Source organism: Streptomyces sp. RPA4-2 (genome assembly GCF_012273515.2).
GTDB classification, from domain to species: Bacteria; Actinomycetota; Actinomycetes; order Streptomycetales; family Streptomycetaceae; genus Streptomyces; species Streptomyces kaempferi.
On the sequence record NZ_CP050975.2, the window covers coordinates 354,644 to 369,959 of the forward strand.

The window sequence follows — 15,316 nt, forward strand, 5'->3', positions numbered from 1 at the left end:
GCAGGGTGCAGGGGGGCCGGGAAGCGCAGGGCATGGGTGCGGGTGGCGGGTACGGGTGCGGGTGCCGGGGGGGACTATTGCGGGGGGTTGCCGTGTTTGCGGGAGGGCAGGTCCGCGTGTTTGGCGTGCAGCATCGCCAGTGAGCGGATGAGGACCTCGCGGGTCTCGGCGGGGTCGATGACGTCGTCGACCAGGCCGCGTTCGGCCGCGTAGTAGGGGTGCATGAGTTCGGCCTTGTACTCCTTGACCATGCGGGCGCGCATGGCCTCGGGGTCGGCGGCGTCGGCGATCTGGCGGCGGAAGATGACGTTGGCGGCGCCCTCGGCGCCCATCACGGCGATCTCGTTCGTGGGCCACGCGTACGTGAGGTCCGCGCCGATGGACTGGGAGTCCATCACGATGTAGGCACCGCCGTACGCCTTGCGCAGGATCAGCGAGATCCTCGGCACCGTCGCGTTGCAGTACGCGTACAGGAGCTTCGCGCCGTGCCGGATGATCCCGCCGTGTTCCTGGTCCACGCCGGGCAGGAAGCCGGGCACGTCCAGCAGGGTGAGGATGGGGATGTTGAAGGCGTCGCACATCTGCACGAACCGGGCGGCTTTCTCGGAGGCCTCGATGTCCAGGACGCCGGCGAGGGTCTGCGGCTGGTTGGCGACGATGCCCACCACCTGGCCGTCCAGGCGGGCCAGCGCGCAGATGATGTTGCGGGCCCAGCGCTCGTGGACCTCGAGGTGGTCGCCGTCGTCGACGAGTTCCTCGATGACCTTCGTCATGTCGTAGGGCCGGTTGCCGTCGGCGGGCACCAGGTCGAGGAGGATCTCGCTGCGCCGGCCGGCCGGGTCGTGGGCGGTGGTGTGCGGGGGGTTCTCGCGGTTGTTCTGCGGGAGCATCGACAGGAGGTAGCGGACCTCGGCGAGGCAGGTCTCCTCGTCGTCGTAGGCGAAGTGGGCAACGCCGCTGGTCTCGGCGTGCACGTCGGCGCCGCCGAGCCCGTTCTGGCTGATCTCCTCACCGGTGACGGCCTTGACCACGTCCGGGCCGGTGATGAACATCTGCGAGGTCTCACGGACCATGAACACGAAGTCCGTCAGGGCCGGGCTGTAGGCCGCACCGCCCGCGCACGGGCCGAGCATCACGGAGATCTGCGGGATGACACCGGAGGCCTTGGTGTTGCGCTGGAAGATGCCGCCGTAGCCGGCCAGCGCGGAGACACCCTCCTGGATCCGGGCGCCCGCACCGTCGTTGAGGGAGACCAGCGGCGCACCGGCCGCGATGGCCATGTCCATGATCTTGTGGATCTTCGTGGCGTGGGCCTCGCCGAGCGCACCGCCGAAGATACGGAAGTCGTGCGCGTAGACGAAGACCGTACGGCCCTCCACCGTGCCCCAGCCGGTGATCACACCGTCCGTGTACGGCTTCTTGGCCTCCAGGCCGAACCCGGTCGCCCGGTGCCGGCGCAGCTGCTCGACCTCCTGGAAGCTGTTCTCGTCCAGCAGCAGGGCGATGCGTTCGCGGGCGGTCAGCTTGCCCTTGGCGTGCTGGGCGGCGGTCGCCTTCTCGCTGGGGCCCAGCCGGGCCGCCTCACGGATCGCGTGCAGTTCCGCCACACGTCCGCGGATGTCGGTCGGCCCCGGCTCGACGGGTGCGGGGGCAGTGGTCATTGCCATGTCAGGTCCCTTTCTGGGCGAGGTCCGTCACTGCCAGCCGCGCGGGCCGCGGTAGGCCCGGGGCCTCCTCCACCAGCGGGAGCCGTTGACCGGCCTGCCCCGGCGGGCGGGTGCGCCGCCCGCGCCGAGCGCGAGCAGCACCACGGTGAGTGCGGCCAGTTCCTCTTCGCTGGCCCGCCCGCGTTCCACGCGCAGGACGGGCTCGTACTGGTCCGGGGTGCCCATACCTCCTCCCTCCTCCTTCAGCCTTGGGGACACCATCGGTCACCACGCTCAAGAACCGCTCTCACTGCACTCGAAGAGCGCTCCACGCCGCCGCCCACGACGCCACGACGCCAGGCACACAGCGCCGGGGCCGGGGCCGGGGCCGGTACGGGGGACAGCGCATGGCGCCGGACGGCGGTGCGACCCGCGCGATGCGATGCGATGCGCCGGGCCGGGCCGGGCCGGGAGAGGAGAAGGGAGGGGCCGGGCGGCCGGGGCGTGCCTGCGGGCTCCGGGGCGGCGGGAGTCGGGGCGGCGGGGGCTGGGGTCGGGCGGGAGACGGCGGCGGGAGTCGGGGCGTGCCTGCGGGGCTCCGGGACGGCGGGAGTCGGGGCGGCTGGGGGCTGGGGCCGGGCGGAAGACGGTGGCGGGCGGTGGGGTGGGGGTGGCCGGGCGCGGCGCGGTTGGGGTGGGGGTGGCCGGGCGCGGCGCGGTTGGGGTGGGGGTGGCCGGGCGCGGCGCGGTTGGGGTGGGGGAAACGCTTCGGCCAGTTGCCGTGGGTGCGGGGAGGGCGGGAGGTGTCCGGCGGGCCGGGCCGGGAGGGCGGGCGCGGGGCGTGCGGTCCGGTGCGCGGCGGGCGCGGGGCGGGGCGGGGACGTGGTGGCTTGACGGCGTCCGCGGCGGTGATTACGGATGCCGCCGGCCGTGGCGGGGGCGCGCGGAAATGGTCGACGGTAACCGTCTGGAGTGCGGTGACGGCGGAATCAGGAGTTCGATTCGAGCCGCGCTGCGAGCGTCCTCCAGTGCCCCGGACAGCGTGTGTGACACCGGACTTGGAAGTCCGCTCGAGAACGGCTCCAGGAAATCGCTGGGGAGGGACGGCCGCGGCTAGCGTGAGCGGCGGCGCGGATTTCTGGCCACAAAAGGAACGGGACAAGGAGCTCGACGACATACGGAGGAGACCGGTGAGGATTCAGGTTCTGGGTCCGTTGAGTGCCGAGGTCAACGGGGGATCCATCGTTCCGAGCGCAGGCAAGCCGCGGCAGATCCTGTCGCTGCTGGCGTTGTATCCCGGACGGGTGATGCCCGTCCCGACCCTCATGGAGGAGATCTGGGCGACGCAGCCCCCGCAGAGCGCACTGACGACCCTGCAGACCTACATCCTGCAGCTGCGCCGGCGGCTGGGCACCGCGATGGGGCCCGGCGCACCGGGCGGCGCCAAGGAGGTACTGGCCACCCGGCACGGCGGCTATCTGCTGCAGATCCCGCCCGACAGCGTCGACGTGCACCAGTACGACCGTCTGACGCGGGAGGGACAGACCGCGTTCGAGAGCGGCGACGACGAGGTCTCCGCCGCCCGCTTCCGCGAGGCCCTGGGACTGTGGGAGGGCCCCGCCCTGGTCGACGTACGCCTGGGGCCGGTCCTGGAGATCGAGGTGGTCCGGCTGGAGGAGAGCCGGCTGGTCACCGTGGAGCGGCGCATCGACGCCGACCTGCGGCTGGGCCGGCACGCCGAACTCATCGCCGAGCTCATCGAACTGACCGCCCGTCACCCCCAGCACGAGGGGCTGCACTCACAGGCCATGGTGGCGCTCTACCGCTCCGGCCGGCAGGCCTCCGCCCTGGAGGTCTACCGCAGGCTGCGGGTCCGGCTGATCGAGGACCTGGGCGTGGAACCCTCCCCCCAGCTGCAACGGCTGCACCAGGCCGTCCTCACCGTCGACCCCCAGCTGGACGTACTGGCCGGACCGCGCCACAGCTCCACCTACGACCTGTTCACGGCCTGAGACCGAGCCGGGCCACGCGAGCCGAAGACGGACGCGGCGGCGGCCACCGCCGGGTCTCCGGCCCCCGAAGGCCCGGCCGGTGACGGCACGACAGGAAACCGGCCCGGACCTGCCCCCCGCGTCCCCCGCTGGGCCCGGCCCGGTGCCGGGCCCAGCGCGGGACGCCGGGGGCGCCTGCATTCCCGCCCGGCACCGGGCCCGGGGCGGCCCGGGGCAGGGCCGCCTGCCTCCCGCCCCGACCCGGCCCCGCCCGGCACCAGACCCGCCCCGACCCAGCCCCGCCCGGCACCGGACCCGGCCCGCACCGGACCCGGCCCGGCCTCAGACCCGGGCCGGGCCGTCCGCGTGTCCGGAGGCCGCCGCGGGAGCGGCACCGCCGAGCGGCACCGCTTACTGCGCTCACCCCGTGCCTCTTCAACTCCCCCGACGGGAACAGGGGGCGGGTGCGGGTGCCAAGCGGCCCGGCGCAGGATTCGGCGGGACTCCGGGGCGGGATTCAGCGGGCCGGGACTCGGGGCGGGACTCGGGGGCGGGATTCAGCGGGGCGGGGTGAGGACGGAGCGGACGCCGCGGGCGAGGGCGGACGCGCTGGCGGCGGCGTCGCCGATACCGGTCATGACCACGGCCGGAGCGGGGTACGGCGGCATACGGCAGGTGCTGGGCGAGTTCGTAGGCCGCCCGCCCGCCGGGACCGCACCCGCACAGCACCAGCCGCTCTACCCGGCCCCCGGGCCTGGTGCAGCACGGCCTGCGGCGCGCCGGGCGCACCCTCGGCGTGCACGGCCACGATCCGCTCCGGGCCCCGGTGGCCGCGGACGAACAGGTCGTAACTGCCCCCGGGCACACCGGGGACGACGACCAGGCAGATCACGTCCGCGTGGGGGTGTCCGGGCCGCAGCACGCTCAGCGCGGGACGCGGCGGGGGCGGGGCGGGGCGGGCCATGCGCGGGACCGCGGCCCTCGCCAGCACGTCCAGCAGCTGCCCGGCGGTGGCCGCGGCATCCCGGTATCCGGGCAGCGCGCGCAGCAGGCGCACGCACTGGGCGTGCAGGGCGGCGGCGTCCTCGTCGGCCAGGCGGGCCCGGTCGTGGACGGCGCTGAGGGCCAGACCGCCCTCGGTGTCGTGGCGGGCGGTGAGGGTCAGGGGCCGGCCGCCGGCGCCGGCCGCGGTGCGCGGGCTCTGCACGTCGATGCCCTGGGCGGCGAGTTCACCGCGCAGCGCCTGCGGCAGCAAGAACGGGCCCTCGAACCGCACCAGGGTGTCGGCGCAGGGGTCGGTGAACGTGTCGGTGAACAGACCGGACCGGGACGCGGACGGGGAGGGGGCCCCGCCGCTCCACGCGCGGATCGACTCGGCGCCGGCCCACGGATAGGCGGCCAGGTCCAGGAGCGTGTCACGGACCTGGTGCAGCAGACCGGTGAGGGACGCGTCGGGGTCGACGGTCACGGTCATCGGCAGCGGACCGTCCAGCGGGCCGGGGATACCCGCGGCGCCCGGCAGCGCGATGTCCCGGCCGGACAGCTGCACCCCGAAACTCACCGGCAGCGGGCCCCGCGCGTCCGCCGCCCGGTACAGCAGCAGCGCCCACACCAGGTGCAGGGCGCTGCTCTCCGCCACGCCGCGCAGTGCCGCCCAGGAACGCAGCCGGAAGGTCTGGGCCGCCCGCAGCCGGGTGTGCAGGAGTCCGGGCCCGTGCTGCCCGGTCTTCCCGCCCGGCCGGCCCGGACGGGTCGCGGCGTGCCGCGGCGGCGCGGCCCGCGCCCAGAACTGCCGTGCGGCATCGGTGTTCTGGCCGGCCAGCCAGCGGGCGTGATCACGCAGGTCGGGACGGCGTTCCCCGCCGGGCAGCACACCGCCCGCGGCATAGGCGCGGTAGAACTCCCGCAGCAGCAGGTGCACACCCCGCTCGTCCAGCAGCGCCGGATGGTAGGTCAGCAGCACCCGCGGGGGCGGGGCCGGCGCGGTGGCCGAGGACGCCCCCCGCAAAAGAGTCAGGCGCAGCAGGCCCGGCCGGTGCAGTGCGAAACCCCGCGCCCGGTCGCGGCGCAGCAACTGCGCCCAGGTGACGGCGGTACGGGAGTGGACGGCGATGTCGGCATCGGCGCGGGCGTGCAGCACCAGACGGGGCGAGGCGACCCAGTCGAAACAGGCCCGCAGCACCGACTCCCGGTCGACGACCGACTGCCAGGCCGCCGCGAACCGGGCCACGTCCAGCGGCCCGGACCAGTCCCAGTACAGCTGCTCCAGATGACCGCCCCCGCCACCCGCACCACCCGTCCCGCCCCCGCCACCAGCACCACCCGCGCCGTCCGCGCTGTCCGCGCCGCCGGTGCCGTCCATACCGCCGGTGCTGTCCATACCGCCGGTGCCGTCCGCGCCGCCGGTGCTGTCCGTGTGGTCGTCGGGGTCGCCGGCGGGGGCGAGGGCCGCGGTCAGCAGGGTCTGCTGGTGTCCGGTGACCGGGAGGACCTCACCGCCCGGCGGGGGCGGGGCCAGCACGTCGGCCAGCAGTTCCGCGGGCAGCGGGACGCCGTCCGGCGCGGCGGCGGGCGGGGTCAGGCGCAGGATGTGACGGCCGGGCCGGTGACTGTCCAGCGCGACGTCGAAGGCACGGTGGCGCTGCGCGAGACGGGCGGCGACGGTCTCGGCGTCCGCCGGACCCAGCGGGCCGCACAGTTCCAGCACGAGCGGTCCCCCCGGCGCGGGCGTACCCGGCTCGTGGACCACGGCAAGAACGGCGCCCCGCGGCGCGTACCGGCTGCTCATCCGCCCTCCCGGGAACCAGGGACCACACCCGCGGCACACCAGCGGACCGGCTCCCCGCTCCCCCTACCGCACCGGCCGGACCACCCCAGCCCGCCCAGCACACCCGACACACCCGGCAGAACCGCCTGGGCGGGCTGGGCGGGCTGGACGGGCTGGGCGGGCTGAAGGGATCGTGGGGACACCCGGGGTCGTGGTGCCCGGCCCGCGTCCGGCCGGGCGGCGGCGAAAGCTGCCGCCTGGCCTGCCGCCGGCAGAAGACCGCGCGGGGGCGGGCGGGGCGGTGTGCGGTGGGGTGGCTGCACGGTGGTTCACGACGCCCGCCTCTCGTCATGTCGGCTGTGCGCCGGAGCTGCCCGGCAGCGGCCAGCCTAGCGTCGCCGCAGGTGGGAGGCCTGTTTCCTCGAGCGGGTGTGGAGCGGGCCGCGAAGCGGTCTCGACCGGGAGCAGCGGCCGGTGGGCGGCGCTGACCAGATAGCGGTCGTGGACGAGGTGGGTGGCGAGAGTCCACCGCGGCGCGCCGGCCGGCTCGTCGGCCAGGACCGTACGGCCCTGCTCGTCCCGGCTGAAGCCGAACGCGGCGAAACGGCGCCGCATGCCGTGCCCGAGCGCCTTGGTGTAGGCCTCCTTGAGCGTCCACAGGTGCAGCAGCCGCGCCGTGCGCTCGTCCTCGGGCAGCGCGGCGAGTTCGGCGGCCTCGGCGGGGGTGCACACGTAGGAATGCAGCAGGTCGAAGGACGGCCGGCGGGTGACGGGCTCGGCGTCCACCCCGATCGGCCCGGTGCGGCTGACGGCGACCACGATCAGCTCGTCGGTGTGGGCCAGGCTCACCTCGGTGCCGGCCAGGCCCCGCAGATGGGGGCGGCCGCCGGGCCGGTAGGCGAGGTCGAGGGCGTCCGCGGGCAGGTGCAGGGCGGCGGCCGCGGTGTGCTTGAGGACCATCCGCGAGGCGGCGAAACGCAGCCGGCCGGCCGGCGCGGCCGTCTGCCGGTAACGCGGCCAGTCACGGCCGAGCAGGTCCCGCAGTCCCGGATCCAGCAGCGCGGCCGCCAGCCACTGCCCCCAGGTGGTGTGCACCAGGACGTGACCGCGGCCGGCCAGCTGGTCATGAACCTCCTCCCAGGGACCCTCGGGACCGGCCACGTGCAGCGGCGGCCCGAGCAGCACCCCGCTCCCCCGCCCCTGCCCGCCCCCCGCACCCGCCCGGCCCGCCCGGCCTGGCAGATCCGGCAGCTCCGGCAGCTCCGGCAGATCCGGCAGATCCGGCAGATCCGGGCCGCCGGCACCCGGCACACCGGGCAGAGCGGCCCCCTCCGGGCCGCCCGGGACCGGCCCCCGCGGGCAGGCCCGTCCAGGCCGGGCGCGGCGGGCCTGTCCGGGGCGGAGTCCGGGCCGTGCGAGGCGGGGACGTCCGGGCGGGCGGGGTGCGGGCGGGCGGGGCCGCTGCTGCCCGGGGCGGCCGGGCCGTCTCCGTTCACCACAGCACCCGGGTGGCGTAGATGTCGCAGTCCACGCCATGCCGGACCCGGCCGGCGAGTTCCGCCCAGACCTGTTCACGCGGGTCGGCGGCCGGGGCGGGAAGCGGCACCCCGAGCCGTTCGGTGATACCCGACAGAGCCAGCAGCGCCCAGTGCGGACCGCCCAGGAACAGACCCCGCCCCTCGTCGGCGGCCTCCTGGACCCCGAGCACGGCGGCGGCCAGCCACAGCAGCGCCTGACGGTCCGCCAGCGCCCGTACGGCCGGACCGTCAGGACCGTCCAGGCCCGCCGCGCGGCACGGACGGCGCAGCGCGCGCTGCTCGCTCAGCAGCCGCCGGGCCACACCGGCCAGCGCGGCACGGTCCGGATCACCGGCTTACCGGACGGACGGCGGCACGCGACAGCCCCGACAGCACCACACCGTCCCCGCCCCGCTCTCCCCGTCCCCGTCCAGCCCGTCCAGCCCGTGCTGCCCGTGCTGCCGGTTCGCGCCGGGGGCGGCCGCGTGACGGCGGACCCGGGGCCGGAACCGGAGGCGGGACGGGGGCCGGTACCGGAGACGGGATCGGCGGCAGGATCGGGGGCGGGGTCGGGGTCGGGGTCGGGGGCGGCGAGCCGGAACAGGGCCGGGAGGGCGGTGTGTTGCGGGCCGGGGCTTTGGGCCAGTCTTAAGCAGGGCCCGTACCAGGTGTGTCTGCCAGGATCCGGCGGCTGCCGCGTCCACGCCGGCCGCGGGGAGGTCGCCGGCCAGTTTCGCCAGCATGCGGCCCTCAAGGCCGGCGGGCCCGTGGCCGCATTCGGTCAGGACCAGGTCGAGCTGGGCCAGTACGTCGGCCACTACCGTCGGCACCACATAGCCGGCCACCGCGGGCAGCAGCGCGCCGGACGCGGGACCAGCCGGGCGGCGCAGCGCCACGCTGGTCAGGCTCTCGCAGGCCAGCAGGTCGGCGAAGACGGTGGCGAGCACCGGCCGCCACTGCCGCAGGGCCGGCTCGCCGTGGCAGCGGCCGGCCACGATCCGCGCGGCCTGGCGCAGCACCGTACCGGTGGCGGCCAGCAGTGCCGCAGGGCCCAGCAGCGCGGCGGGCACCGGGCATGGCCCCGCGGCCGCGGCGCACGCGTGTCCCAGGGCCACGTCCCGGCGCAGGACCGGCCGCAGGGCACGGACCAGCTGGTCGGCGGCCCGTATCCGGCCGAGTCCCGCCGCCGCCAGGAGCCCGGCCCGGTCCTCCCCCGCACCGCCCACGCCGCCCGCCCTCCCGGTGATGCTGCCGGTGGTGGTGCGGGAGGTGGTGAGGGCGGGCAGGCCGTAGGGGTTGGCGGCGTCCCGGGGGTCGCCGAGCAGGGCCTCCAGACGCAGCGCGGCGAGTGCCACCTCCAGGGGCGGCGGCAGTGCGGCATAACGGTGCGCGACGGCCCGGCGGGGCTTGGGTACCACCGCACCACTGCCACTGCCACTGCCACGGCCGGGGCCGGGGCCGGGGCCGGGGCCGGGGGCGGGGGCGGGGCCGGTGGGGAGGGCGGCGGGGACGGGGCGGGGGGCGGGACGGGTGACGGCCACGGGCGGCCTCCTGTTCATCTGTTCATCGCAGACGGCGGACGGTGCTCTCCGCATGCCACTTGGCCAGGCCCAGTGCCTGTCTGTCGGCCCGGGACAGCCAGCCGTGCACATGCCGGCGGGCCTCCAGGAGGCTGGTGTTCTCGCCGAGTTCCCCGGCGACGGCGTCCTGCCGGAGCATCACCCGGTGGGCGGCCACGACCGTCACTCCGGAGGCGTCCGGCAGCAGCGACCACTCGCCGCTGTGGGCGGCGAGCAGGCGGGGCGGACGCGTCTCCTTGAAGACGATCCGCCCGGCGTGCGGGAAACACAGCCGTACCGCGCGGGTGGTGACGGTCCCCGCGCCCTCCGCGGCGCAGGTGTCCACCAGCACCACCTGGATGCCCGGCGCGTCCTCGCGCACCCGGGTCCCCTCGACGTGCGGCAGCCGCTCCGGCCAGTCCTCGACGCGGTAGAGGAAGTCGTAGACCAGCTCGGCGGGGCCCTCGACACGGATCCGGTCCTCGAAGGACAGCAGCAGCTCGTCGAGTTCCTCCCACTGCTCGGCCGCCCCACGGACCTGGCCGAGCCGGCGCTGCACGTCGGCGGCGGCGTCGCCGCGCAGGCGGCTGTCGCCCGCGGCGAGCAGCACGGGCAGCACCCGTTCCTGACGCAGGCTCAGCACGCACCGGGTCTCACCCGCCGGGCGTACCGTCCACACCCCCGAGGTCACCATGCCCGGACGGGCCTGGTCCTCCTCCTCGAAGACGACACTGCGGTCCTGCGGCCGCAGCACCCGCCGGGTGTGCCAGGACCGGACATGGCCGCCCGGGGCACCGGCCTCCTCGGCCACCTCCCACACCAGCAGCCGTTCCTGTGTCCCGTCGAAGTCCAGCCGCTCGACGTGCACATGCGAGGGCAGGAACACCGGCCAGCGCACGGCATCGGCCAGCAGCCCGTAGACCACACCGGCCGGAGCGGCCACCTCCACGGCGTCGTGCCAGCGCGGATGCCCCCACCCTGCCCCACCCCCCCACTCGAGCCCGCCTCGCGCCCGCACCGACCCCCCACTCCCCGCCACCCCGACCGGCACACCGCCCCGAACCCCGAACACCCCCACCCACCCTCACCGACCCGGACAACCCCACCAACCCGGCCGGCCCGGCCTACCCGGGCGACCCCGCCGACTCGGCCGACCTCACCGACTCGGCCGGCCCGGCCGATCCTGACGACCCGCACGGCGTGCACCGGCGTGCACGGCACGACGGCGACTGGCGGGCACTGGCGGCGAGTGGCGGGGAGCGGCTTCGCGCGGTCCGGCCCGGGTTTCGCACGGCACCACCCGGGTTTCGCACGGCACGCCCGGCGCGGCCCGGCATACCCAAACCGCCCGGCGGCAGCCTGCGCCACGGCGCCGAGCCCGACGGGCCCCGGCCAAGTGCCCCTGCCCCGGGGGCCGCGCCAGGTGCCGAACCGCCCGGACCGCCCGGCGCGGCCTGGCGCACCGGGCAGTCCGCTCGGTCCGCTCGGTCCGGACGGTTTGGTCCGCACCCGTCGGCACCCGGGGCCCCGCGGGGAGGAACCAGGACCCGGACCCGGGGAGTTGGGGGCCGGTGGCCCGAGAGCCGGGACCCGAGAGTTACGACCCGGAAGTCGGGGGCCGGGGTTGGGGGTTGGGGGCCATGAAAGCGGGGCGGGAACGGTGTCGGGGCGGGGACGACGGGGTGGGAGTGGGGCGGGTCAGCCGACCGGCGCGGCGAGCCGTCCGCTCCCGGCAGGGCCCGTACCGGGAGCGGCGGGAGCGGCCCCGGCCGTTGTGGTGGCGGGTGAGCCGTCCGGACGGGCCATCAGGATGGAACGCTGCAGCTTGCCCAGCGCCGCCGACGGTTCCAGGCCCAGACCGCGTACCAGGGTGGCCCGCAGCCGCTGGTAGGCGTCCAGGGCCTCGCCGCGGCGCCCGGAGCGGTACAGGGCCAGCATGTACTGCCCGCACAGGCTCTCGTGGGTGGGATACCGGCTGACCAGCACGGTCAGCTCGGCGAGCAATTCACGGTGGCGGCCCAGGCGCAGATCGGCCTCGATGCGCTGGTCCAGCGCGCACAGCCGGCTCTCCTCCAGCCGTTTGACCTGGGTGGCCAGATGCGGGCCGGCCTGTACGTCGGCCAGCGGCGGCCCGCTCCACAGCGCGAGCGCGGCCCGCAGGTGCCGGGCCGCCCCGGGGAAGTCCGCCCCGTCCATCGCCCGGTAGCCGAGCCCGGCCAGCCGCTCGAACTCCCGCACGTCACTGCTGCCCTCACCGCTCTTGAGGAGATACCCGCCCGGCGCGGTCAGCAGCACGTCCTTGGCACTGCGGTGCCCGCCCGGGTCCCCCTCCAGCGCCGCGGTGATCAGCTCACGCAGCTGCAGGATGTACGTCTGCAGGGTGGGCCGTGCACTGCGCGGCGGCTGCGCGCCCCACAGCTCCTCGCTCAGCATGCCCACCGGCACCATCTGGTCGGCATGCAGGACCAGCAGCGCCAGCACCTGCCGCGGCTTGGGAGCGGTCGGGGTGATCGAGATGCCCTTCTCCCGCACAGCAAGTGTGCCGAGTATGTCGGTGTCCACGCCGTCTCCCCTGTCCGTTCGCTGCCATCTGCCAGACCCCGGGACCACGCACCAGCCACCGCGCCCCCGTCGCCCTGCCGCAAAACCATCCGACCCGAACCCGGACCCGGACCCGGACCCCGTACCAGCCCGCCGGCTCCAGGCCGCCGGATCTTCAGGCCCGCAGGCCCGCAGGCCCGCAGGTCTGCCGGTCTGCCGGTCTTCAGGTGTGCCCGCGGGCCGTTCTGCCGGTCCGTCAGCCGGCCCCGTTCTGCCGGGACTTGCCACCGGGCCGCGGACTGACCGCCGTCCCCGTGCTTCCCGGCACACCCGAGTAAAAAACAGCATGGACGGTATGTCAATCTCAAACCGGTCGTCGTGTTTTCTCTCCGCCGGTACTCGAGACCCCCTCCAGGGAACCCGACTTTTGCCACACAACGCCCCGGCCAGGCGGAACAGCGGCCCTCCGGAACCATGCCCCGCGCGACTTGACCTCTCCATTGCCCGACCATGCGGTCTGTTTACCCGAGGCGCGGGCGCAGCCCCCGCCCGGAGCAAAGCCGGATCCCCGGCAGCGGTCCGGCCCTCCGGCGGCGGTCCGGTTCTGCCGCCGGGAGGCCGGACCGCTGCCGGAAGGCGGAACCGGGCCGCTGCCGGACGGCGGAACCGGGCTACGGGGAGGGGCGGGCTGCTACCGGGGGGCGGGGCCGGTCTCGGCGGCGGGTATGCCCGGCCGGGTAAGCCGGCGGGGCGGGGGTGCGGCGAGGCCGGGCAGCAGCAGGGCCCAGAACTGTTCCACCAGATGCGGGGAGAGGTGGAAGCGGTGGCGGGAGGCGAGGCTTAAGCCAGCCCGAGGGTGGCGGCGATCACGGCCACCGCGGCCGCCTCCGGGGAGACCCCCTCCGCCAGCTCGCCCGCGCCGTGGGCCTCGCGCAGCAGTGCGTGCACCCACTCGCTCCACCACCGGCCCGGCCCCTCACCGCTCTTGCGCGAGGGATCCCCGCCCAGCCCGAACCCGGCCCGCAGCACCGGGTCGGACGACAGACCAGCACCAGTTCACGGCTGACATCCACCAGCAACTGCAGCCCCGCGCCCGCCCCGCCCGTCCCGGCGGGACCGCCCGCCGCCCTGCCCGGCGGAGCGTCCCGCCGCGCGGCCAGCCGCTGCAGGGAGACGGTCGCCGCCGCCTCCACCTCACGGGCCAGCAGATCCTTGCTCGGGAAATGGAAATGCAGCGCCCCGGTACTCACCCCGGCCCGCTTACTGATCGTAAGCAGCGAGGCGAGGGCATACCCGTCATCGGCGAACACCTCGGCCGCCGCCCGGACCAGGGCCTGGCGCGTCCGTGCCGCCCGAACCTGCTTGACCATCCCGCCTCCTCCCGGGCCCGCACCGGCCGCCGCCACGGCGGACACCCCCGGGCACTCCGAGGCCACACCCTACCAAACCGCACGCGCGGTATGTTTCACTGCCGGGAGCCTCCCAGCACCCGGCCCGCAGACACCGGCTCGGCCCGCCACCAGCCCCGGCACCCCAGCCCACCGGCCCCCACCACGGCCGCCCGACCACCGGACACCGGCCGCACGGAACAAAAAGTAAGCCACAGTCCCCACCACCCCCCGCCCCCGCACACCGCGCGGACGGACGCCCGGCCCACCCCGCGGAGCCGCTCCGCCCGAGCCGCCCCGCACGCACGAACCGGTACGCGAACCGGTGCACGGGCCGTGGGCCGGGCGACGGCCGCGAAGGGGCCGTAGGGACCGGGGCGCTTAAGCCTGCCGCCACACTCCGCGGCGGCACTCGACGCCCGCTCGCACCCGCCCGGAGCCGAACCCCGCCCACCCGCCGGCCCCCCCGACCTGCGCGTCCACGGCCGCGGGCGGGCGGGCGGCGAGTGAGTGGACTGCCGGGGGGCGGGTGCGGTGTCAGGCGGGAGCGGCGACCTCGTCCAGGTCCCCCAGCTCCCCCGCCTCGGCGGCCAGCCGCTCGCCCTCGGCGGCGACCTCGGCGGCCCGGGCCGGGTCGGTGACCAGCTTGCCGAGCACCGCGGGCACCGCGATGCTCGGCAGCAGATGCTCGAACAGCGCGGAGACCCGCCGTTCCAGATCCTCCCGGCCCGCCAGCGTGTGGGAGTAGACCTGCACACCCGTCCACGCGGCCGAGAACACCCACGCACTCTCCGCCGGGTCCACATGCGGCAGCAGTTCACCCTGCTCCCGCGCCTCACGCAGCACCTTCTCCGTCGCATCCAGCCAGGTCGTGATCGTCCAGGTGCCGAAGATGGCCCCCATCTCCTGGCCCAGCGAAAGTCTCGCCGAGGCACTCACCACCGGGTTGCGGCGCATCCGGTACGCCAGCGACAGCCCCATGTCCACCAGCTCCTGCAGCTTGCTCGCCCGGGGCGCCAGCGTGAAACCCGAGAACTGCTCCGCCAGCACCCCCTCCGCCAGCGCCTGCTTCGAGGGGAAATGGAAGTACAGGGCCCCCTTGGTCACTCCCGCCCGGGTCAGCACCTCACCGATCGTGGCGGCCTCATACCCGCGCTCGTCGAAAACCGACGCCGCCGCATTCAAAATCGCCCGCCGGGTGCGAATCGCACGCTCCTGCCGCACCACGAACCCTCCAGTGGTCGTTCCTCACTCCATCGCAAGATGTTTTCCTTGCAACCACTCCAAACCAAACCAGGTAGTCCGTATTTTCACAAGGGCGGCACCCCCGCCACCACCCCGCCCCGGCTCAAAACCCCGCCCCCGCCCACCCCCGCACCACCCCGCCCCGACCCGCCCCCCACCGGGACGGACAACACCTCCACCCCCCACCCGCCACCCCCCGCACCCACCCAACCGGAAGTCCGGATTCAACCGGTCCCCGCCCACCCCGCCCCACCCTCAAACCACCACACCCGCACACCCCACCGCACACCACCCCCACCCAACCACCCACACCCAGCAGCCGACACAGCAGAACCCCCCGCAAACACAGCAAGACAACGACACAACCCCACAACAGCCGGACACCACCCCCACCACACACCGCGACCCACACCCACACCCACACCCACACCCACACCCACACCCCCGCACCCGCTGCCGCTGCCGCTGCCGCTGCCGGGGTGACGCGAACAAGTCCCGGCGGACGCCACCGGACAGACCGTTTCCCCGACACCGCACCGCCCTGCCGGAGCGATGTCCGGCAAGGCCACCCCCAACGGGAAACCACACAGACCACACACAGCGCCGAACCCCCTTCCCGGCACAAGGGGGAGCGGCAGGCACAGCCCGCCAGGCCGCGCCCG

General features: G+C 75.4%; 11 protein-coding genes and 1 pseudogene. 1 reads left to right on the plus strand and 11 read right to left on the minus strand.

The annotated features are described in order from the left end of the window. Positions 1–74: 74 nt before the first annotated feature. Together HEP85_RS01260 and HEP85_RS01265 are read right to left on the minus strand one after the other, a co-directional pair. Positions 75–1,661: an acyl-CoA carboxylase subunit beta gene (locus tag HEP85_RS01260; RefSeq protein ID WP_329528993.1), complete on the minus strand. Its 1,587-nt coding sequence runs from the start codon at positions 1,659–1,661 to the stop codon at positions 75–77. Between the two features lie 33 nt (positions 1,662–1,694). Further along, positions 1,695–1,892 (minus strand): acyl-CoA carboxylase subunit epsilon, encoded by a 198-nt coding sequence (locus HEP85_RS01265; RefSeq protein WP_168525347.1) that lies wholly within the window; start codon positions 1,890–1,892, stop codon positions 1,695–1,697. Between the two features lie 944 nt (positions 1,893–2,836). Here HEP85_RS01265 and HEP85_RS01270 point away from each other — a divergent pair. Next, positions 2,837–3,658, plus strand: a complete 822-nt coding sequence (locus HEP85_RS01270; RefSeq protein WP_168525349.1) for an AfsR/SARP family transcriptional regulator — start codon at positions 2,837–2,839, stop codon at positions 3,656–3,658. 613 nt (positions 3,659–4,271) lie between these two features. On the opposite strand, the gene HEP85_RS01275 is transcribed toward HEP85_RS01270, so the two are convergent. The 9 genes and pseudogenes from HEP85_RS01275 to HEP85_RS01315 form a co-directional block, all read right to left on the minus strand. Then, positions 4,272–6,425, minus strand: a complete 2,154-nt coding sequence (locus tag HEP85_RS01275) for a condensation domain-containing protein (protein WP_369657541.1) — start codon at positions 6,423–6,425, stop codon at positions 4,272–4,274. A gap of 327 nt (positions 6,426–6,752) precedes the next feature. Beyond that, positions 6,753–7,715 (minus strand): 4'-phosphopantetheinyl transferase superfamily protein, encoded by a 963-nt coding sequence (locus HEP85_RS01280; protein ID WP_369657542.1) that lies wholly within the window; start codon positions 7,713–7,715, stop codon positions 6,753–6,755. Between the two features lie 181 nt (positions 7,716–7,896). Next, on the minus strand, positions 7,897–8,244 hold the full coding sequence (locus HEP85_RS01285; RefSeq protein WP_168525355.1) for a hypothetical protein: 348 nt from the start codon (positions 8,242–8,244) through the stop codon (positions 7,897–7,899). Between the two features lie 33 nt (positions 8,245–8,277). Next, complete coding sequence (locus tag HEP85_RS01290) at positions 8,278–9,462, minus strand: hypothetical protein (RefSeq protein ID WP_369657543.1); 1,185 nt, start codon at positions 9,460–9,462, stop codon at positions 8,278–8,280. A 22-nt stretch (positions 9,463–9,484) separates the two neighbouring features. After that, positions 9,485–10,423: an SRPBCC family protein gene (locus HEP85_RS01295; protein WP_248001775.1), complete on the minus strand. Its 939-nt coding sequence runs from the start codon at positions 10,421–10,423 to the stop codon at positions 9,485–9,487. Positions 10,424–11,178: 755 nt separating this feature from the next. Further along, the gene (locus HEP85_RS01300; protein ID WP_168525361.1) at positions 11,179–12,042 is read right to left on the minus strand and encodes a BTAD domain-containing putative transcriptional regulator; all 864 of its coding nucleotides are present in this window, start codon (positions 12,040–12,042) and stop codon (positions 11,179–11,181) included. 819 nt (positions 12,043–12,861) lie between these two features. After that, positions 12,862–13,050 carry a hypothetical protein gene (locus HEP85_RS01305; protein WP_369658167.1) on the minus strand — a complete coding sequence of 63 codons (189 nt, stop codon included), beginning with the start codon at positions 13,048–13,050 and terminating at the stop codon, positions 12,862–12,864. A gap of 221 nt (positions 13,051–13,271) precedes the next feature. Continuing rightward, positions 13,272–13,391 (minus strand): annotated as a pseudogene (locus HEP85_RS01310) (TetR/AcrR family transcriptional regulator); the annotation flags it as partial. 555 nt (positions 13,392–13,946) lie between these two features. Further along, positions 13,947–14,636: a ScbR family autoregulator-binding transcription factor gene (locus tag HEP85_RS01315; protein WP_168525365.1), complete on the minus strand. Its 690-nt coding sequence runs from the start codon at positions 14,634–14,636 to the stop codon at positions 13,947–13,949. Positions 14,637–15,316: the final 680 nt, after the last annotated feature.